Raw genomic sequence first — 19460 nt, 5'->3', positions numbered from 1 at the left:
TTTGGTCGGACCGGCGTGTCTGGGTCACGCGGCGCCCGCGATGGCCTGCGCCGGCGCTTTACCAAAACGGAACTCGGTCACGTTACTCCACATCCGGTGCAGGACTACGGCGAGCTTGCGCGCAACCGCCACGCGGGCACGCGCTATTCCACTGAGCTTGGCGATCTGCAGGCCTCAGGGTAAGCGGTGTTTGACAGCCCCTTTCGGCTGACGCTGTGACGCGAGACATTTGGAGCGGATTTGGGGCTCCGTCTCATGTCGATGTCAGGACGTATGGCTATGTCAGAACCGTTTCGACGACTGGAGCTATTTACTGGGGCGGGCCGGCGGCGAAGCTGGTCAGCGGATGAGAAGGCAGCCATCGTTTTTGAGAGTTAGGCGACGCGCGTGTCGATCAGCGCTGTTGCGCGACGGCATGGCCTGAGCGCCTCGCAGCTGTTCACGTGGCGCCGGCAAGCGCGTTGCGCGCCCGTGTCGTGCAGCCTGGAGGATGGGTTGCGGTTTATGCCTGCCCTGCTTACGCCCGAACCGCGCCAGCCGACGAGTGACAAAGCAGAGATTTCGACGCGTCGCGGGCCTGCATCCTGCACCGGCATCGAATTGGAGCTCGCGGGTGCCAGGATGCACAGCGGCTTTGATGCTGGGGTGGAGGCGATTGCGGCAGTGATCCGGGCACTGAAGGCCACGGCATGATCGGGCCGTCCGGTGCGGTTCGTGTGATGATGGCGACACGACCGGTAGACTTCCGCAAGGGCATGGACGGGTTGGCCGCCTTGGTCCGCGATGCGATGGGTGCGGATCCGTTCTCCGGCACGGTCTACGTGTTCCGCTTGAAGCGAGCAGACAGAGCCAAGCTTCTGTTCTGGGACGGGAGCGGGGTGGTCCTGGCGACCAAGCGCCTGGAGGCCGGGCAGTTCTGCTGGCCGAAGATCGAGGATGGGGTCGTTCGCCTCACGGCGGCGCAGCTGATGGCCCTGCTGGAAGGGCTGGACTGGAATCGTGTTCACTCAGCACGCACGGTCATCGCTCCAACGGTCGCAGAGTAAGCAAAAAGACTGGCTCTGGTGCTCTCGAACGATGGTAAGGCACTGGCAGACATGTTCTAGCAGGGTGTTGAAGAAGTCCGTGGCGTGACGGGGCTTGGCATGATTCACTCCGTCCCGGCAGCGGACGGGGAAGTCAGATGCGGGGCTTGGATCAACGTTCGGGGGCGCTGTTCTCGTATGTGGACCTGGAGGCTCGGGTCCGTGCGGATCATCCCCTGCGGAGCATCCGGCAACTGACGGACGAGGCGCTGGCGGCCCTGAGCGGGTCGTTCTCGGCGCTTTATGCGGCTCGGATGGGTCGTCCGTCGATCCCGCCCGAGATGCTGCTACGGGCCCTGCTCCTGCAAGCGTTCTACTCGATCCGCTCGGAGCGGCAGCTGATGGAGCGGCTGGAGTTCGACCTGCTGTTCCGCTGGTTCGTAGGACTGGGCATCGACGATCAGGCCTGGGATCATTCGAGCTTCACCCGGAACCGGGATCGGCTTCTGGCCGGCGATATCGCGGCCCAGTTCCTGGCCGCCGTGCTGGCTCAACCCCGCGTGAAGCGGCTTCTGTCCAGCGATCACTTCGCTTCACGGTCCTTCGGTTCAGCGTCGACGGGACGCTGATCGAGGCATGGGCCTCAATCAAGAGCTTCAAGCCCAAGGATCAGGGCGGCACCGATCAAGGGGAAGACCCGCCGCCCTCCGCCGGCGGGCGTAACGCCGAGGTCGACTTCAGGGGTCAGACGCGCTCGAACGAGACCCACGCGAGCACCACGGACCGAGAAGCCCGCCTCTACCGCAAGGGTCCGGGAATGGAGGCCAAGCTCTGCTTCCTCGGCCACACCCTGATGGAGAACCGCTCGGGCCTGATCGTGGACACCCGCCTGACCTCGGCGAACGGTCACGCCGAGCGGATCGCGGCCTTGTCGATGATCGAGCCGAGGGCGGATCGGCCCAAGGCGATCTCGGTGGGTGCCGACAAGGTCGGATGGGCCTTCACTCTGCCGGCAGCGGCCTATAACCTGGTCCGCTTGCCAAAGCTGCTTGGAGCTCTGGCGTGAGCGTCCTGGGCAAGTGGCGGATCGTCGAGCTACCCGGCTACGAGGACGACTATGCCGACATGGTCGAGCCAGCCTACATCCTCTTCGAGAAGGGTCGCGGCGAGTTCGCTTTCGGGTGTGTCACCGGGGCTTTCGCTGGTGGAGCCGGCCACGGGAGTGATCGTGCCGCCATTGCGTTCGACTGGAACGGCAATGACGAGCTGGACCCGGTCTGCGGCTTTGGATCGGCTGAGCTCCAGGCTGACGGATCGCTTCGCGGCGAAATCCGCGTCCATCGCGGCGACGAAATCCGCTTCATCGCCCGCCGTTGGCCGACTTTTTCAACACCCTGCTAGGCGAATGACCAAGGGAAGGGGATGCACGATCGCGATACTTCTGCATGCGTCGAAAACCTCGCAATAGCATCGAAAAGAGCAGAGGATGCAATCGATTAGGATCTTTTTTCTCGTAGCCCACTTCAGCCAAGCCGGCCAGGAAGGCGACTGGCGACTTGCGTCGCGAGTCTGCTATCCCTTATAGCGCTCCTTGCAGCCGACTGGGCAGCGTTCTCGAGATATGAAGCGAATGAACTCGCCGAACTGGTGCCATCTAGCGATTGAGAAGATTGTGACAGGCGGTAGGATCGAGATAATTCACCGTGCGACAATAACTGATAGCAAAGATCCGCTAAGTTCAAAGGTGCAATGCGCACAGGTTATTCTCGAATCCCGCTACCTAGAGCGAACCGTGAAAACGGTAAGTTCATCGGCATCTAATTCGGCGGTTTGCGAACAACGGTGGGCTTCAGCCCAACCTGTAAGCCGGAGCTGGTTTATTGCACGGATCCGCCAAAGTGATGATGCCGAAGAGGAGATTTATCCGTTCGTGGCGCCTCTTGGCAGCGATAACTTTACCGTCAGTGTCGAATTGGATCTATTAGCGTCCAAGTCAAGAGCGCTGATGTATATCGGCAGTCATCCGGATTTGATAGAAGCATTTGGTGCATCCCCTGAAGCAGCGCGGAACCATTATAAAGACAATGGACGTTTCGAAAAAAGAGTCATCAGCTTCGATGCGATGCGCTACGTCGCGTCACATGCCGACCTCCATTCTCTATGGCCAAATCTCTCAGGAGCTTGTGAGCATTTCATCAATCACGGCTACAGTGAAGGTAGAGCGCTCTACTTTGATCCGTATGTCTATCTAGCTAGTAATAAAGATTTAATTGGCCAGCTTCAGCCTACGCCTTACTCAATAACAGACCATTACATCGTTCATGGCTCTGCTGAAGGTAGGCGGTGTCGTTCTTTATTATGGGAAGATTATATTCATCTATATCCTGATGCCCTGAAAGATTTACCCCATACCGAAGCAGAAGTAGCGCGCCACTTCGTGCTCCATGGTTATTCCGAAGGCCGCCAACTAGCCTATCGTGAGGATTGAGAAATGGCCGCATCCGATAAAAGCTCCGGAACTCACCCGACATATCCAGCCTATGCTCCCCGCCTTGCGTTTTTCACGATGTGCAGAAACGAAGCATCGATTCTTGGGCCATTTATCGATCAAGTGTCCGAGTTTTTCGACATCGGAGTGATTGTAGACCACAGCTCGACTGATCGTTCTACAAGTCTAATCAAAGAAAATTTGCCATCAAAATTTGATTTGCATTATTTAAAAGCACGAGGATATCCACAGGCTGAACTAGCAACATTTTACACCAAACGAATATTCGACACAACTGATGCAGATTGGCTTTTCTTTCTGGATTGCGATGAATTTCTTCCATTTTCGAATCGTAGACAACTGAACGAGGCGCTTAGCGATATTGGCTCAGCAGATATCGCAACACTGCAATGGAAGAACATCGTACCTGTAAATTTAGATGGCGCAAATATATTTGGGGGTGAATTTGAAGAGGCAGCAGCGCTATCAAAGTATCCTAAAATTGCTGTGTCACGCTCTTTCTACGAGCGCGATCCGCAGCTTATAGTCACACAGGGGTGCCATCACGTAAATTCAACAAAACAACCAAAAGTTACAGAGCTTAGCGATAAGGGTTTGTACCACATACCAGTCCAGAGCAAACTAAGATTTTCCGTCAAAATAAAGTTTTCGGCAGATAAGCTTATCCGTGAGCGGAAATTGCTATCGCAAGGGCTGGGCTCACACTGGATCGATTATAAGAACTTAATTGCCCAGCAGGGTGCTGCGGGCTTCGATTTCAAATCTGCCGCCCTCTCCTATCCTGACGGCTTCATGAATACAGATGATAAATCTCGACCTTTGAATTTTAAATTCGATTATATTAGATCCGCATGGATAGAGAACTACGACGCCATAATATCAGATCTATATCAATCTGAGTTGCCTGGTGAACTTTCCACTAACTTCGTAGTCTACGACGAAAGTGGCGTAATCTTCACAGCTTCAGATCCCTCGATCTCTGAATTTAAGAAAATAGCCGGAGATGTTGAAGATGGCTCTCCGCATATCACTGGCAAATCCGATCGACTTTCAACGCTTTTTGGTGAGACCTACTCAGATTTGGTAGAGCCTCTCTTTTCGTTACCGATGAAGCTGCCTGTGACAGCCTGGGCAGGCCATATTCCTTTCCTTTTTGTTCTCTTTCGTATGTTGCGCCCGCGCAGTTATGTAGACTTAGGAGTTCATAATGGCGCCAGCTTAATTGCTGCTGCGACGGCTTCTAAAGCTTATGATGTGAATACAGAGCTTTTTGGTGTTGACACGTGGCAGGGTGATCCTCACGCAGGCTTTTATGAAGGAGATCAAATATATAACGAGCTTTCAGAATTCACCTCCCGACAATTCGGAAAGAAAGTTCGCCTGGTTCGCAAGTACTTCGATGACGCAGTCGGATTGTTTGCTCCAGGCTCGATCGACTTATTGCATATTGATGGACTGCATACCTATGAAGCTGTCAAACACGACTTTTTGACTTGGCTTCCGAAAGTTTCTCCCGATGGCGTAATAATGTTCCACGACACCGCGGTCCACGAGCGCGGCTTCGGTGTTTTCCGCTTGTTCAAAGAGCTTCAATCTGAGTTTACCACTATCGAGTTTTTTCAATCTCACGGACTCGGTATTATTTTTATGGATCCGAATTGTCAAAAGCTGAAGCAAATCCAGAACCTAATCCGCAATCCAGACGCAATGGCGTTCTATCAAGCTCTAGTTTCAGATGTAGCAAGTCTATTACGAGGAAGAATGGAGCATCTTACCGAAATCAAATCGGTTGCTCATCTACATGCAACTAAAGATCATTACCAATTACTTGCGTCAAAAAATTCGGAGCGTGCTAGTATTCTCGAGCGTGAGCTTCGATATTCGCGACTTGCCACTCAGGCTTTGCAACTCGAGGCTGCTCACGTCAAAGACACGAAATATGTGGGGCTTCGCTAATAAATGAAGGCAGTCCGCATTGGCGTAGTTGGTCATTTTGTTTGGTTCGCCAATCACTTCCCAGAGGGATGGCGGACTGACTCAAATGTTCTGTGTCTCGATGTTGATGAGGGTGACTATAGTTTTTTAGTCCACCTCATCAATTTTCGTCCTGATATCACTCTTTTTTATCGTCCTGAGCTGTATCCGAAACGGTATATTGATGCGATATCGGGACTGAAGATAGGAATATTAAGTGAGCCAGTCCCTGCAACGATAAACGAACAGCTTTTAACATCGAGCGAGACCGATCTTCGTATGCGGGTCTACTCGAATATGAATTGGGACGCTTATCACAAGCTGATTTATTATGATGTGAGCAAGCGAGAGACTATAGAACGGCTGGGGTGGCCGATAGACTCATTTCATCCGCTGCCGATTGATACGGATTTATTCAATCCAAGACGGAGAGATCGACCAATAGATGTGTGTTTTGTCGGTAAGGCAACTGCTCATCGTATAGAAGTATTGGATTTTCTACGATTAGCGCCTGTTAGGTTTGTTTGGGTTGCGCACGGAACAAGCGGCCGCGAACTTGCTTGGCTCTTTCGTCGCTCGAAGGTGGTTATCAATATACACGCTGATGCGCTGCCTGCACTTGAGCCACGAATTCTTTTGGCAGCAGCTTGCGGCTGCATTGTATTATCCGAGCCGATCCCAGGCGAACCCTGGCCTTTTAATGATCGCGTGCACATTTTCGGATCAGATTTCGGGATGCGGGAAATAAAGAAAGCTATAGCTGAATTCGAAAGTACTGTTGAGGATGTCATTTTGAGCGAGCGGCATCTTCAGCTGAGCACTAGAGGTTTAATTCATCGCGAGATGCGGGACTAGAGCGGGGCGCTTAGAGATGAGTTTTACGGAAGAGAGCGTACGGCTTCCTGTTATCGATGCTGTTGTCTGCTGTGTTGACGATGAGCGCTTTGCGTCTTTTTCTGGTGACTTGCGCTCTCAACTTGCAGGCTTTGGTCTCCGAGACATCATACGTATTTCCGATGCTGCTGCTATGCATGATGGTTACAATAGGGGAGCTGAAAAGTCTGACAGTGAGTGGCTATTATTCTGCCATGACGATATCCGTGTATTAGCCATCAACCGGGAGTCTTGGACTAAGGCTATGGCGGAATCCGATCTTTTTGGGCCGTGTGGAACGAATTTGCTGCAAGGTGCAAATTGGTACGAGTCCGATCCAAATCATCTTTATGGAAGTGTAGTCGCGCCCCGATCATCTAGCGACGGATTCGAGCATCAAGTATTCGGTAAAACACGATCTTTAGTTTCCGGCGCTCAAGCAATCGATGGTTTATTTATGATGTCTAGAAGGAGTGTCTGGGAAAATATCAAATTTTCTTCTGATTTCACCGGATTTACGCTATATGATATCGATTACTCTTATCGTGCTCACTTGCGTGGATACAGGGTGGCAATATTAGCAGATCTTCTTCTTCTCCATTATAGTCTTGTCTCAGAATTTTCAGCGGTGAAGCTTGCGCATTGGAAATCAAATCAAGAAAAGTTCTTAGAAAAGTTCAATTTCAGGCAGCGTGGATCGAGTTATGTTAAGCATAGCACTTCACCATACGAAGACGTGAATTTGTTGCATCCTCGTTTCACGACGGGCTGAACAGCTTAGCTGTTGTGTGAGTGGTGGGTATCGAGGGTGTTTGGAAATTGCCTGACACTCACCGACAGTCCCAACGCAGATTCCGGCACCCGCCTGCCCGCTATCCGTGCCAAGCTTGCGTGGGACAGTCTGCCTTAGGCAACCAGTTGGTTCACGATCCGATAGCAGCGGCTTGAAAGGAATGACGCCGACCGCGGTCAGCCATCGTGCGTGCTCGCGCTGGAGATGCGACCAATACCGGATTAAATCTGAGCTCGTATTGACCCGCTTTACAACGCGGCAGGAGCCGTGACCCATGGAAGCTACCTTTTGACCTCAAGCACCCTGTCGCAGCAGACTAGAGCCTGGCCCCGTCAGATGATCATAGCCATTGTATCCAGCCGCGGTGAGAGAGTTGCGGCATTCCTTTGGTTTGAAGGCAGCGAAAGCATTCTGAACCGCGATGGTTAGATTGTCGGTGGTTCGCGCTGCAGCGGTCCGAAGGAGGACCATCGTCTTGGCGAAGATCTGTTTGATGGAGTTGAAGGCGGGGCTGTAGGGTGGGAGATAGAGCACCCGTGCACATCCACCGCCTCGATGGCGTCGTGTGCTCCGGTGACCTTGTGGGCGTTCAGATTGTTGAGGATGACGGTGCCGGTGGGGTTGAGCGCCGGAGCCCGTGTGTCGGTGACGGAAGAGTAAAAGCGCATTCCGTTCGTCGCTCCCGTGATGGTGACCTTGGCGATCAGTCCCGAGGCACATAGGGCGGCGGTGATGGTGGTGGTATTGTCATGGCCTTGCAGCAGGGCGATCCGGCAGCGCTGACTGCCCGGATCACGACCGCAGCGGCGGATCATCTTGGTCGTGGCGCCCGTCTCATCAAGGAAAACCAGGCGATCTTGATCGAGGTCGGGTTGATGCTCGAACTAGTCCTCGCGCGCGGCCCTCACGTTGGGTCGCGCTTGCTCTCCCGCGGGGACAGCCGCTTCAATGGGTGAATTCGTGCCGGATGATGAAGCGCGACAGGCTGCTCGTGCTCGCCTGAACGCCGCGTGCTCCCGGAGCCGGTCGCAAAGTTCGCGTGGGAAGGAGGGAGGGTGGGCCGCGTTGATCTGAAGGATCAGCGCCACCTGCGCTTCCACGAGCTTTGAAGTGCGGTCATCGCCCATGGGCCTGCGGGCGACCCGTCACTCCCGCCGGAGGCACGCGTGCCAGCGGGTCGCGCTCGCCGATCCCACGCCGAAACGTTGGGCCGTCTTACGACGCGTTGCACCGGCTTCGATGGCCGCCACAACACGCTTGCGCAGATCGACTGACAAGGCTGAAGGCATGGCAATCCTCACCCAAAAGCCGGTTGAAGGAATCACATCCGACCCAGGCCGCCTGCCCCAACCGATTCAACCTGCCAGGGCACGGCTCTAGCGGACCGGAAGCGACTGCAGATGTCCATCAGTCAATGTCGCCTGAGGAGCGGAACCATCGCGCGGCACCAGCATCATGCAGGTCAGCTTCGATCGTGTCGCTCATCAACGTCAGAGGGCGGTCCCACGGTTCGATCAGCACATCGCGGTGCAGTACATTCTCGTTCCAGCAAGACGCGTGCTCGTGAACTTTTTGAACAAGCAAAGGTATTAAGTTTGCGGTTCCAACTTCAAACTCACGATGTGCCTCGATGTCGGAGGCAACGACCGGTAAACCCATAGCACGGGCTTGCCCGATACACAGATTGTATCCTTCCCATCGTGAAAGGCTGACGAAAAGATCGGTCGCTGCATAGAGCTCGGCCATCTCCGCGTCGGACACATTCTTGAACACAAGGATTCCTATCGCGCTCACGTAGGCTTCATCAGAAGCATCTGCGCGGCCGGCCAGTACGAAGAGTGGTGGGGCACGGTGTGGGTCAGCATGGAACTGCGCTTCGGCGGCAAGTTCCATATAGCTGTCGATACCTTTGTAGTGACGCTCAGCTTCGCCAAAGCGCGCGACGTTGAAAACGACGAAGCGTCCTTCGAAACCGAACTTTCTCCGCAGTTCCTTACGCTGTCGTGACCAGTCATCGGACCAAGTCGAGAGATGGCTGTTGCCGTTTCGGATGACGATCGCGTCTTTCCGGTATTGTTGATCCTTGATGGTCTGCGAAATCGTGAAGACCCGACGCGCCAGCGGGGCGCAGAGCCGCTTTTCCCAATCAATGGACAGCCGCCCCTCTGCGTCGGGAAAAAGGTGCGGCGGCGGTTCGCCGTGATCGACGAAGTAGACGAACGGTCGGCGCCCGAGATACCGCGTGATGGAAAAGAACGGCGGCGTGTGCGCGATGACGCAATCGATGCCCGCGGTGATCGCGAAGGCAGCCGCGTCCCGTTCGTTCAGGCAGTCGACGCGCTCACAGCCGGGATAATCGATGTCGTGGCTGGTCTTCGGGCCGCCTACGAAGACGTGCCATCCGCGGTGACGCAGAAAGGCCGCCTGTTCGGCCACCACCATGGCCACGCCGTGACCGAGACCATGGACACGACTGAGAAGCAGGACGCGCGGCTGTCCCGGCGCGCTTCTCCGCCAGGGTCGGATTGAGCGCGGCGGGGTCGCGAGCTTGCCGATCTGCTGGAGGGACAGGTTTGGATTATAGTAAGGGTCGTCCTGGAAGAGCGCCGGATACCGGTCGCGGACGTAGATCGCCTCGCGGTTGTTTCTGGCCTGCTTGATCGCCGACTGATCGAAGCCGCGCGACTTCGACTCATGATGAAACAGCAGCGCGTCACTCACGTAGAGGTTCCGATAGCCGGCTTGACGTGCGTCGATGCACAGCTTCACATCATTGAACGCCACCTTGAGCGCGGGATCGAACCCGCCGAGTTCTTCAAACAGGTCTCGGCGGATCGCCAGGCAGGCTCCTGTGACGGCCGACATCTCGCGCGTCACGTCGAAGGCATCGGCCTCTTCGTGATCGAACCCGACCAGCCGATGAGCGCCAACTCCCTGAATGCCGAGCACGACGCCGCCATGCTGGATTGTGCCGTCCGGGTATAGGAGTTTCGCTCCGACGACTCCGACGTCCGGAAGCGCGGCGAGCAACACGAGTTGACGAATCCAATCGCCCCGAATGACGCTCATGTCGTTATTCAGGAAAATGAGGATGTCACACGCTATGGCGGCGGCGCCGGTATTGCAGATCTTGGCGAAGTTGAATGGACCGGGAGCCGGAACGATCGTGGCTGTCTGTTCTGCCGAGAGCTTCGTCAGGTAGGAGCTCGTCTCCGCCTCGACCGAACCATTGTCGACGATGACGATGTCGAACGCTGCGGCAGGATAGTCTGTCTTGGTCAGAATACTGTCGATGCACTCCTTGAGCAGGTCGACCTGGTCTCTCGTGGGAATGACGATTCCGACGCGGGGCACATCGGCCGGCTCAAGGTTCGCCGACGGAGCGTCGGTTTGCACGGGAGCGCCCTGCCGGATCGGTTCGTAGAAGGGCTCGGGGCTGCGCGCCGGAGCCGTGAGAACGTGTGAGAGAATCAGAGGGATGTGGACGACCTGTCGTGCATCCGCGTCCAGGAGCAGGTCGGCACCGGTCTGCTCGAGGGAACCTGTCCGGAGAAGGCTTCGCAGCAGAAGCTCGGGCGTCTCGGAGGTGACGCGCAGCGCGATCACCGACCCGGCATAGGGGGTTCGGCGCATGAATTCCGGAGACATCGCCGGCTTGAAAACCGGATGGGATCGCGTGCCGGCTCGGTCGCAGTGATCGTGGTCGGCATAGGCACCGATCACACCGTCCGATTCCAGCGCCAGCGCGAAGACGGTGCTGGCGTGCGGTCGCAGAGTCGAGGCGCCGCTGCAGAGCAGGAGCAGGTCGCCCTCGGACAGGGCCTCCACGACGGAGGCAACGTCGGCCACGAAGTCGATCTGTCCCTGCTTGGCATGCTCGGCCTTGCAACCGTTCCAGGCTGCGTCGCCGATGCCCGGGCCGCGCAGGAAACGGACCTGGACGTCCAGCCCGACCTGGTTCTGATATCCGGCGATGATCGCCCCGATGTGCCCGAAGCCTTCGGCGTCGAGACGGTGGAGACTGGTTATGCGGGACGCGACGATGGCCTTGGCGTCCTCCGCAATCCTGCCGAGATCGTGTTGGGACAGGGTGTCGAAGGCATCGACCCAACGCTGATATCGCGGCGGACCCTTCGCGACGTTCCCCTGCCGTTGCCCGATCCGCAGGTAATGCTCGATCGGACTCCGGGTGAACGTCGAAAACTCGGGATAGGTCTCAGCGTAGTAGTCGCTCTCGAAGTCAGGGCCGGGATCGCGACCTTCGACAGCTCCGGCGACGACGAAATGGTCAAGAGGGACGATCCCGGCATTGGCCAAGTCCCGGTTGGTGGCGAGATAGAAGGTCTCATCGAAAAGACCGCTTCGTTTCAGCAGGTAGGTGAAGGTTGTGGCATCATCGGAGAGCCATGACGGACGTTCGTGATCGCCGTTTGGTGCCGACAAAGCGTGGAGGAAGGGTGCGCGTCGCACCTCCTCGGAATCTGGATGGGCTGCCACATACCGGGCTGTACTGAAATTCGGCCCAGGATCGCGATGCTCGAAGATCCCATACTCACAGAAGTGACCCAGCGGACCGGACTTGAATTTCGCGACTTCAGGGTAGGCTTGGACGTACCATTCCGGATCAAACAGATCGGAGTTTTCAACTGCCGCGACAAGGGTTGGGTCAACGGGCGGCTTCGACGCACGTTTTCTTCTGGCAAAAAACATCAAGAACGCACCCTGGAATTCGCAATCAGCTTCGATGACTCGATGGTCGGCGTTATTCGGTTCTTCGTCCGGCCGCGCGAGACATGGACGAGATGTGCATCGGCAAGAACCTTGTCGGCATTCCCCGGTCGGTCCGCATCCCTGGGTTCGGTCATTCTGAGGCGTAGGCGCAGAGATGTCTCTTCCGTGCACGGTTCGAAACGAATCTCTCAGGGGATCTGGTCAACTCGGTGGCGTTTGAGGGCCGCCGATTTCCCCCGTATGAGGATCGTTCACTGCGCGCGGTTCGGGCGACCGTCGCCCGCTCTTGCCATAACGCCCGGAGGGTTTGAAGACCGGCGCAAATCGGGCGCAGTTTGGAAGGCCTTGTAGTTTTGAAATTCCGGGTCATGACGGCGTGTCTCCGCTTCGGAAAGGGCCACCGATCCGAGATCACGCTACACGACGGGGCCTGTTTTCGCCGCCGAGCAGGCTGCCCGATGTCGGGCGCCCTGCGCTGGCATTAGGGAGCGGAGCCGCCGCGACATGTCATCGTCATCGGTCTACGATCTTGAGTTCATGGACGTCGAATGAAAGCAATCTACACGGCTCGCGGCGATGGCCTTGGCACTCGGATGCTCTCGGCGCTCTATGCCCGCATTCTGGCGCAACAGGTCGACCTGCCGCTCAAGGTGATCTGGCCGCCGCTGGGCGGCGCGAGCATTTATGCCGATTATGGGCTGATGCATCCCAGATATCTGCTCGAGATCTTTGCCGATCGAGCCATGTTCACTGCCCCCGATCCAGCTCTTCGCGGCGAGATCCTGACCAGTGAAGAGACCGCGCACATCAGGCTTCGAAGCCTGTATTACTCCAGAGATGCGCTCGCGGGTCTGAGCCGTGAGGAGCTGCTTGCTGCCCCGGAGGAGTCCGAGGAGCTGCTCTACGATTTTCCAGGTCCCCTCATCGCCTTCCTGTCCACCGAGATCGACCTGGGGAGCGCTCTGGCCGCCGCGTGGTCGGCGGTGAACTGGAGCGCGCCGGTCCGTGACGCCGTCGGCCTCGTCGGCAGGCGCATCGACCTTCCGACCTGCACCGCTGTTCATGTCCGCCGAGGTGACATCCTCGATGTGGTCAATCGCGGCGACCTGGAGCATCTCGTCCATGACGGGATGGTTCAGATCCTGCAGCGCTACACGCCCATGAAGGCGTTCTTCCGGCAGATCGACACGTCGAGTCTCTCGGGCGACATCCTGGTCTGTACGGAGGACGAGGATGTGGTGCGTCGCTTCGGCGACCGTTACGGAAGAGCCCGCGTTGCCTCGAGCGTCGGACTCGATCTGACCGAGAACCAGCGGGCGGCGACGGATCTGCTGCTTCTCTCGAAGGCTCGGCAGATCTTTGCGCCGGCCGTCAGCTTCTTCTCGCATTGTGCCGCCGCCGTCAGCGGAGCCCGCCTCACGAACACGGCCTGGGACCTTGAGGCGAGCATCGAAGAAATCCTGGCGTTCGTCGATCGGAGCGACACCGCGCGGTTGCGGCAGGTCTCGGCCATCGCTTACGCGGCCGCGAGTCATCTCGTCGCCGCGCAGGACCGCGACCTCGCGCTTCGGTTTCGGGCCCAGGCCTTCGACTTCGACGCGGCCTTGTGCGGCCGCATCCTGGGCGAGCACCAACCCGCCGCTTGATCCGTTGCGGCCTGCGCATGGCGTGTTCGGTGCTGGGTCGGCGCTGGCGCGGCCGTTCGTCCGGATACGGTGCCCGGCCGCCGATGAAGAGCGATCACGCCGGCCGGCGACGCATCGGCCTGCGAGAGGTTGGCATCACGCCGCTGATCTCCAGCAAGCGTGGCCGCAAGCGCTGAATCGAATCTGACAGGCACTGTGAGCGTACGGCGAGGTGATCGCCAGCCGCCCCGGACTTCCGTTGACGTGCCACGCGCGACGGCACGCCTATCCGCAGATACGCCGCAGCGATCTCCCTGGTCGCCGTCATCACCATTTGGTGTCGAACCGATCCAAAACCTCGTTTCAAGCTTGCAAAAAATTAATATTAAGGAATACCGTACTCACGATGATCAACTTGAGCCCCAAGCGTAATCGGGCTCGCAAATCAAAGGTTGTATACTGCCATGGCAGATACGTTTACTTTCCGTGTTTCGGAAGATAAGTTTCAGTTCCAGGCCGATGCAGAATTCGTGATTAAAATAAACGGCGTGATTTATGGGGATGTGCTGACCGCCACGGCGTCACATACTGCAGGCCGTTTTCAGGATTTCAGCTTTGCCGGCGATTTCAGCAATGCTCAGCAGATTTCCGTCACGTTTCTGAATGACATTGCTAACACCACAGGCGGCGACCGGAACCTGTATGTTGATAGTTTCACGTACAATGGCGCCACGGTGAGCGGCGCAAGCGCCTCCTATACCAATGGTGGCCAGTCTGGCGGGAGCACGGGTCTTTACAAGACCTTCGATACGGCAGCGTTCAATGTCAACGGGTTTGGGGGCAACACCGAAGTCGCTACGTTTACGGCCGAAGGCGTGAACCGGTTTTTCAACATGCAGACCGGCGGGCACTTCTTCACGATCTCGGCCGGGGAAAACGCACAGGTGCTGTCCACCCGTCCTGATCTGCGGCCCGAAGGCATCGGCTTTGGCGGCTTTGCCACGGACCAGGGTGCGGCGACGGAGGAGGTCTACCGCTTCTTCAATACGAAGACCGGCGGGCACTTCTTCACCACGTCGGAAGGCGAGCGTGACCAAGTGATCGCCACCAATCAGGACTACAGGTTGGAAGGCGTGGGCTTCTACGATTTCGTGGTGGACAAGGGCGCGGCGACGGAGGAGGTCTACCGCTTCTTCAACACGAAGACTGGCGGGCACTTCTTCACCGCCTCGGAAGGTGAACGCGATCAGGTGATCGCCACCAACCAGGACTACAGGTTCGAGGGGATCGCGTTCTACGCTCCGGACCATGCGGGCACGTTCGTCGTCTAAGCCGGGGACGCGATACCTTTGACGGGCCGGCGGGCGTGACGGCCGCGATGGCGCGCGATTGTCACGCTGCCGCGGCTTCCCGGCGACGGGCGGACTCGATGATGCGAGCCTGTGCCGCTTCCGCAATCGGCCGGACGTCAGTCCGGCCGATTGGGTTTGAAATCCAGGGTTCGGCGGTGCGGGCAACCTTTGCCTGACCGGTCCGTCCGTTACTTCACCCTCGGGAACGTACGGGTTTTTGCTCCATCCCCTCCCCTTCCTGCCCGAACGTGCAACGGTTATCGCTGCGCCGGCGTTCTCGCCTCCGACCCGCATCGGTCGAGGTCGTGGGAGCAGATGACGATGGGACGTTTCGGGTTGAGCTTGGTCCTGGTGGCCGCTGCTACCGGTACCGCAATGGCTGCACCGATGGGCGCCGAGGATAAGGCCGTGCTGCAGCAGCAATGCGCCGGCGACTTCACCACCTTCTGTGCCGGGCTGCCGCCCGAGGATGGTCCCGAGACCCAGGCCTGTTTCCAGAAGAACATGTCGAAGCTGTCGCCGGGATGCCAGAACGCGATCCAGGCCTACAAGAAGAAGGGCTGAGGCGGCGCCGGGGCCCTGGGCGATCGTCCAGGGCCCCGCGCGATGGTCCTGCCAGTCTTCGCGTGGGCGATGTTCGAGGGGGCAGAGCAGTCGAGCGCATCCGGACAAGGCACGCCCGGCCGCCGTCCCGGGAGAGAGCCGACGCGGGTCGATCCATCCTGATCAACCTCCCGCTGCACTCGGTCTGATCTTTCCCGGACAGGTTTGAGAAGCATCTGTCAGAGCGACGAGGGGACGCAAACCCTATTCGGTCCGTCTGCGGATAGACTTCGGGATTTAATCCCGCTTCACGAAAATGTCATGCCGGATCGTAAGCACGGTTTTATGTTGCGCCTAAACCACGATCACTAGCGAAAGCGTGCGATTGACTGGTAAGTCGCCGCGATAGGCGTCGTCAGATCTATGCAGGCTCTTCGGGTGAAAGGTATGTCGGGTTTGGTCGGGCGCCGTCCTGCCAGCCCGGACGTCCTGAATAGGAAAGCCCTCGCGATGCTCAAGACGCTGCTCCTTGCCGGCAGTGCCGCTGCGCTTCTCACCAGCGCTGCCGCGGCCGCCGATCTTCCTCGCCGGGAGGCACCCCCGCCGGTGTTCACGCCCCTTCCGGTGTTCACCTGGACCGGCGCCTATTTCGGCATCAATGCCGGCTACGCCTTCTCCGAGGATCAGACCGTCCGGACGATCGGCAACAATGGTCCCGGCGCTGCGCCCGTCGCGGCCCCCTTCAACACCAGCACGGTCGGCAACGTAGCCTCCCTGCGCCGCACGCCGGCGATTCGCTCGGAGCAGGAGGGCTTCACGGGCGGCGGACAGGTTGGCTATAATGTCCAGCTGACGCCCGGCTCGGGCTTCGTCATCGGTCTTGAGGCGGATGCGGCCTACACCGACCTGTCCCGCACCCGCTCGTACCTGAGCGCCCTCAACGATCCCTCGACCTTCCGTCAGAGCCTCGATTTCCTCGGTACCGTGCGCGGTCGCGTCGGCTACGCCTTCGACCGGTTCATGATCTATGGAACCGGCGGCTTCGCCTACGGCAACGTGAGCTACGACGCGCAGTTCTTCGGCAACGCCGCGGCCCGTCCCCTGGCCTATGCCGGCACCTTCAGCGACATCGAGACCGGCTACACCTATGGCGGCGGCATCGAATACGCGCTCGCGACCGACAGCATGTTCAATGTCTTCCGGTCGAGCGCCGTGACGATGAAGGTCGAGTACCTGCGCTACGATCTCGGCTCACGGAACGTGCTGGTCAATTTCACCGGCGCAGCGCCCGTCAACGGCTCCTACACCAGCCGCTTCACGACGGAGGGCAACATCGTCCGCGCCGGTCTGAACTACAAGTTCAGCGGCTTCTAGGCCCTCATCCGAGCGGGCCGCCGAGAGCTGATCCTTCCAGGGTTGGCCCTTGGAGGCCCGCTCCGGCTCTCCCCGAGACCAATCGTTCCTGCGAGGCTGGCGATACGATGACATCGAACCTGTTCCGTCTCGGCTGCGTCGCCGGTCTCGCCTGGGCAACGACTGCGGTCGCCGAACCCGAGACGCAGGCCATCGTGGATGCCCTCTTCAAGGCCGGCGGCAACCAGCCGAACGTGCGCGGAAGCGGAGCCAAGGGCGTGTGCGTCCGAGGCAGCTTCACGCCCTCGGCGGAGGCGTCGGGCCTGTCCAAGGCCCCACACTTCAGCAAGGACGGCACCGGGAAGCCCCTGCCGGTGACGGCCCGCTTCTCTATGGGGGGTAGCAACCCGAAGGTGTCGGACAAGGCCAAGCCGGTGACGCGCGGCTTCTCCATGCGGATCGGCGACCCGTCGGGCGACATGGTGTTCGTGTTCATCTCGGCGCCGGTCTTCGGCACGAAGACCCCGCAGCAACTGCTCGATTTCGCCACCGTGCGGGCGCCCGGGCCGGATGGCAAACCGGATGCCGACAAAATCAAGGCGTTCGCGGCGGCCAACCCCGAGACGACCCGCCAGGCTGCCTGGTTGAACGCGCGCCCGGTGCCGGCGAGCTATGCCGGGGTCGATTACTGGGGCGTCCACGCCTACACGCTCACCGACGCCAAGGGGACGGCGACCGTGGCCAAGCTGAAGACCGTGGCGACCGCCGGCCAGCTCGGCCTCTCCGACGACGAGGCCAAGGCCAAGCCCGACGCCTTCTACGCCGACGAACTGAAGGAGCGTCTCGCACAGGGGCCGGCCAGCTTCGACCTTGTGGCCGTCCTCGGCGAGGCCGGCGACCCGACCGCCGACCCGACGGCACAATGGCCGGAGGCGGATCGGAAGTCGGTCAAGCTCGGCACCCTGTCGATCGCCGCCCTGGAGCCGGCGGCGACCTGCGACGGGGCCACCTTCGATCCGGTGGTCGATCTGCCCGCGGGCGTGGCCGGCCCCGCCGACGACCCGATGTTCGCCATCCGCTCGCCGGCCTACGCGATCTCGCTGTCGCGGCGCACGAACTGAGATCCGGCCTCGCGAGACCGGTATCCAGAGACGCGCCCGCCGCGAATGGCCCTCCAAGCTTCGGCAGCCGAGAGTCGCCTTCACCGCAGCGTCGGGTCGCCCGCTCTTTTCGGGCGCCCGGGATGCCGGGCCTGCGCATCCGCGTGGTCGATGGGCGCGACGGGTTGCGGGATACGGTCTGCCGATGCCATAGAACCCTTCGGGTGCAGGGTCCGGAGGGTCGGACCCGCAGGCTTCAGCGCTGGTCGGGCCGCCAGCGACGGAGACCTGCGCCCATGTCCCTGCCCGCGCCCCTACCCACGCCTCTGCCGGCGCCGCGTCGCTTTCGCCCCGCCTCGGTCCTGCGCAGCTTCCTGACCAGTGAAGCCAGCGGCGGGATGATCCTGATGGCGAGCGCGGCCCTGGCCCTCGCCATCGCGAATTCCGGCTGGTCCGACGCGTACTTCGCCGTCCTCAAGACCTATGTCGGCGGCCTCAGCGTGCTGCACTGGGTCAATGACGGCCTGATGGCGCTGTTCTTCCTGCTGGTCGGCCTGGAGATCAAGCGTGAGGTTCTCGACGGGCGCCTGCGGACCTGGCCGGACCGCATCCTGCCCGGCATTGCCGCGCTGGGCGGCATGGTCGCCCCGGCCCTGGTCTACGTCGCGGTCAACCGGCACTCGCCCGAGACTCTGCGCGGCTGGGCGATCCCGACCGCCACCGACATCGCCTTCGCGCTCGGCGTGCTCGCCCTGCTGGGATCGCGCGTGCCCGTCTCGCTCAAGATCTTCCTGACCGCGCTCGCCATCATCGACGACCTCGGGGCGGTCCTCATCATCGCGGCGTTCTACACCGCCGACCTGTCGCTGCCGATGCTGGGCGGCGCGGCACTCGTGTTCGCCGTGCTGTTCGGGATGAACAAGGCCGGGGTGAGCCGCCTGACGCCCTATCTCGTCCTTGGCGCCGTGCTGTGGTTCCTGGTGCTGAAGTCCGGCATCCATGCCACCATCGCGGGGGTGCTGCTGGCCCTGACGATTCCGCTGCGCCTCAGCCTCGGCGAGCCGGACGATCCGACCTCGCCTCTGCACACGCTGGAACACGCCATCCACCCGTGGTCCGCCTACCTCGTGCTGCCGCTGTTCGGCTTCGCCAATGCGGGCGTCTCGTTCGCGGGCATGTCGGCCGGGATGCTGCTCGATCCGGTGACGCTCGGCGTGGCCCTGGGCCTGTTCGTCGGCAAGCAGGCCGGCGTGTTCGGGGCGATCCTCGCCGCGGTCAAGCTCGGTCTGGCGCAGCGCCCGGCCCATGCCGGCTGGTGGCAGATCTATGGGTTGTCGCTCCTGTGCGGCGTCGGCTTCACCATGAGCCTGTTCGTCGGCCTGCTGGCGTTTGCCGGCCGACCCGAACTGGAGGCCGAGACGAAGATCGGCGTCCTGCTCGGCTCGGGCGCCTGCATGCTTACCGGGGCCCTCGTCCTCATCCTCGCGGCCCATGCCCGTCGCGATTCGGATGCCGGGACGCGCGAGGCCGCGGTTTAGACGCGGGCGCATGTAACAAAGACTGTAAAATCTCTCATCGCGTG

At 59.5% G+C, this 19460-nt stretch carries 14 protein-coding genes and 3 pseudogenes; 14 read left to right on the top strand and 3 right to left on the bottom strand.

Annotated features, from left to right (window positions below; all coding sequences use genetic code 11):
* Positions 1–24 precede the first annotated feature (24 nt).
* Positions 25–174, bottom strand: a pseudogene (locus ASF60_RS25600) (IS110 family transposase); the annotation flags it as partial.
* Positions 175–387: 213 nt separating this feature from the next.
* Between ASF60_RS25600 and ASF60_RS26150 the strand changes: the two are divergent.
* The 8 genes and pseudogenes from ASF60_RS26150 to ASF60_RS23570 all read left to right on the top strand — a co-directional run bounded on the left by ASF60_RS26150 (position 388) and on the right by ASF60_RS23570 (position 7153).
* Positions 388–693: a transposase gene (locus ASF60_RS26150; protein ID WP_082507883.1), complete on the top strand. Its 306-nt coding sequence runs from the start codon at positions 388–390 to the stop codon at positions 691–693.
* Positions 690–1046: an IS66 family insertion sequence element accessory protein TnpB gene (tnpB, locus tag ASF60_RS11305; protein WP_056184474.1), complete on the top strand. Its 357-nt coding sequence runs from the start codon at positions 690–692 to the stop codon at positions 1044–1046. Before ASF60_RS26150 ends, tnpB begins: the two co-directional genes overlap by 4 nt.
* Positions 1047–1183: 137 nt before the next feature.
* Positions 1184–2091: pseudogene (locus tag ASF60_RS11300) on the top strand (IS5 family transposase).
* Positions 2088–2426, top strand: coding sequence for a hypothetical protein (locus ASF60_RS11295; protein WP_056184472.1), 339 nt, complete (start codon positions 2088–2090; stop codon positions 2424–2426). Before ASF60_RS11300 ends, ASF60_RS11295 begins: the two are co-directional and overlap by 4 nt.
* Before the next feature lie 229 nt (positions 2427–2655).
* The gene (locus tag ASF60_RS24380; protein WP_156634017.1) at positions 2656–3513 is read left to right on the top strand and encodes a hypothetical protein; all 858 of its coding nucleotides are present in this window, start codon (positions 2656–2658) and stop codon (positions 3511–3513) included.
* A gap of 3 nt (positions 3514–3516) precedes the next feature.
* On the top strand, positions 3517–5490 hold the full coding sequence (locus ASF60_RS23575; RefSeq protein WP_082507882.1) for a class I SAM-dependent methyltransferase: 1974 nt from the start codon (positions 3517–3519) through the stop codon (positions 5488–5490).
* 3 nt (positions 5491–5493) lie between these two features.
* On the top strand, positions 5494–6363 hold the full coding sequence (locus tag ASF60_RS24375) for a glycosyltransferase family protein (RefSeq protein WP_156634016.1): 870 nt from the start codon (positions 5494–5496) through the stop codon (positions 6361–6363).
* A gap of 16 nt (positions 6364–6379) precedes the next feature.
* Positions 6380–7153, top strand: a complete 774-nt coding sequence (locus ASF60_RS23570) for a glycosyltransferase (RefSeq protein WP_082507881.1) — start codon at positions 6380–6382, stop codon at positions 7151–7153.
* 315 nt (positions 7154–7468) lie between these two features.
* On the opposite strand, the pseudogene ASF60_RS23565 reads toward ASF60_RS23570, so the two are convergent.
* Together ASF60_RS23565 and ASF60_RS11280 are read right to left on the bottom strand one after the other, a co-directional pair.
* Positions 7469–8463: pseudogene (locus tag ASF60_RS23565) on the bottom strand (IS630 family transposase).
* Positions 8464–8581: 118 nt separating this feature from the next.
* Positions 8582–11884, bottom strand: a complete 3303-nt coding sequence (locus tag ASF60_RS11280; protein WP_082507880.1) for a glycosyltransferase — start codon at positions 11882–11884, stop codon at positions 8582–8584.
* Between the two features lie 569 nt (positions 11885–12453).
* Here ASF60_RS11280 and ASF60_RS11275 point away from each other — a divergent pair.
* The 6 genes from ASF60_RS11275 (at position 12454) to nhaA (ending at position 19416) form a co-directional block, all read left to right on the top strand.
* Positions 12454–13551, top strand: a complete 1098-nt coding sequence (locus tag ASF60_RS11275) for a hypothetical protein (RefSeq protein WP_056184464.1) — start codon at positions 12454–12456, stop codon at positions 13549–13551.
* 443 nt (positions 13552–13994) lie between these two features.
* Positions 13995–14861 (top strand): carbohydrate-binding domain-containing protein, encoded by an 867-nt coding sequence (locus tag ASF60_RS11270; protein WP_156634012.1) that lies wholly within the window; start codon positions 13995–13997, stop codon positions 14859–14861.
* A gap of 336 nt (positions 14862–15197) precedes the next feature.
* The gene (locus ASF60_RS11265) at positions 15198–15446 is read left to right on the top strand and encodes a hypothetical protein (protein WP_056184460.1); all 249 of its coding nucleotides are present in this window, start codon (positions 15198–15200) and stop codon (positions 15444–15446) included.
* A 489-nt stretch (positions 15447–15935) separates the two neighbouring features.
* On the top strand, positions 15936–16799 hold the full coding sequence (locus tag ASF60_RS11260) for an outer membrane protein (RefSeq protein ID WP_056184458.1): 864 nt from the start codon (positions 15936–15938) through the stop codon (positions 16797–16799).
* Between the two features lie 107 nt (positions 16800–16906).
* Complete coding sequence (locus ASF60_RS11255) at positions 16907–17899, top strand: catalase family peroxidase (RefSeq protein WP_056184456.1); 993 nt, start codon at positions 16907–16909, stop codon at positions 17897–17899.
* A 275-nt stretch (positions 17900–18174) separates the two neighbouring features.
* Complete coding sequence (gene nhaA, locus ASF60_RS11250; protein WP_056184454.1) at positions 18175–19416, top strand: Na+/H+ antiporter NhaA; 1242 nt, start codon at positions 18175–18177, stop codon at positions 19414–19416.
* Positions 19417–19460: the final 44 nt, after the last annotated feature.

This window comes from Methylobacterium sp. Leaf113 (genome assembly GCF_001423325.1).
Taxonomy (GTDB): domain Bacteria; phylum Pseudomonadota; class Alphaproteobacteria; order Rhizobiales; family Beijerinckiaceae; genus Methylobacterium.
Note: the sequence above shows the minus strand (reverse complement) of the source record. Positions and strands in the feature narration are given on the sequence as shown.

Bases quoted from the DNA above. Each gene is read 5' to 3' on its own strand.
- tnpB (WP_056184474.1), top strand. From the start codon at position 690: ATGATCGGGCCGTCCGGTGCGGTTCGTGTGATGATGGCGACACGACCG.
- ASF60_RS24380 (WP_156634017.1), top strand. From the start codon at position 2,656: ATGAACTCGCCGAACTGGTGCCATCTAGCGATTGAGAAGATTGTGACA.
- ASF60_RS23575 (WP_082507882.1), top strand. From the start codon at position 3,517: ATGGCCGCATCCGATAAAAGCTCCGGAACTCACCCGACATATCCAGCC.
- ASF60_RS24375 (WP_156634016.1), top strand. From the start codon at position 5,494: ATGAAGGCAGTCCGCATTGGCGTAGTTGGTCATTTTGTTTGGTTCGCC.
- ASF60_RS23570 (WP_082507881.1), top strand. From the start codon at position 6,380: ATGAGTTTTACGGAAGAGAGCGTACGGCTTCCTGTTATCGATGCTGTT.
- ASF60_RS11280 (WP_082507880.1), bottom strand. From the start codon at position 11,884: ATGTTTTTTGCCAGAAGAAAACGTGCGTCGAAGCCGCCCGTTGACCCA.
- ASF60_RS11275 (WP_056184464.1), top strand. From the start codon at position 12,454: ATGAAAGCAATCTACACGGCTCGCGGCGATGGCCTTGGCACTCGGATG.
- ASF60_RS11270 (WP_156634012.1), top strand. From the start codon at position 13,995: ATGGCAGATACGTTTACTTTCCGTGTTTCGGAAGATAAGTTTCAGTTC.
- ASF60_RS11265 (WP_056184460.1), top strand. From the start codon at position 15,198: ATGACGATGGGACGTTTCGGGTTGAGCTTGGTCCTGGTGGCCGCTGCT.
- ASF60_RS11260 (WP_056184458.1), top strand. From the start codon at position 15,936: ATGCTCAAGACGCTGCTCCTTGCCGGCAGTGCCGCTGCGCTTCTCACC.
- ASF60_RS11255 (WP_056184456.1), top strand. From the start codon at position 16,907: ATGACATCGAACCTGTTCCGTCTCGGCTGCGTCGCCGGTCTCGCCTGG.
- nhaA (WP_056184454.1), top strand. From the start codon at position 18,175: ATGTCCCTGCCCGCGCCCCTACCCACGCCTCTGCCGGCGCCGCGTCGC.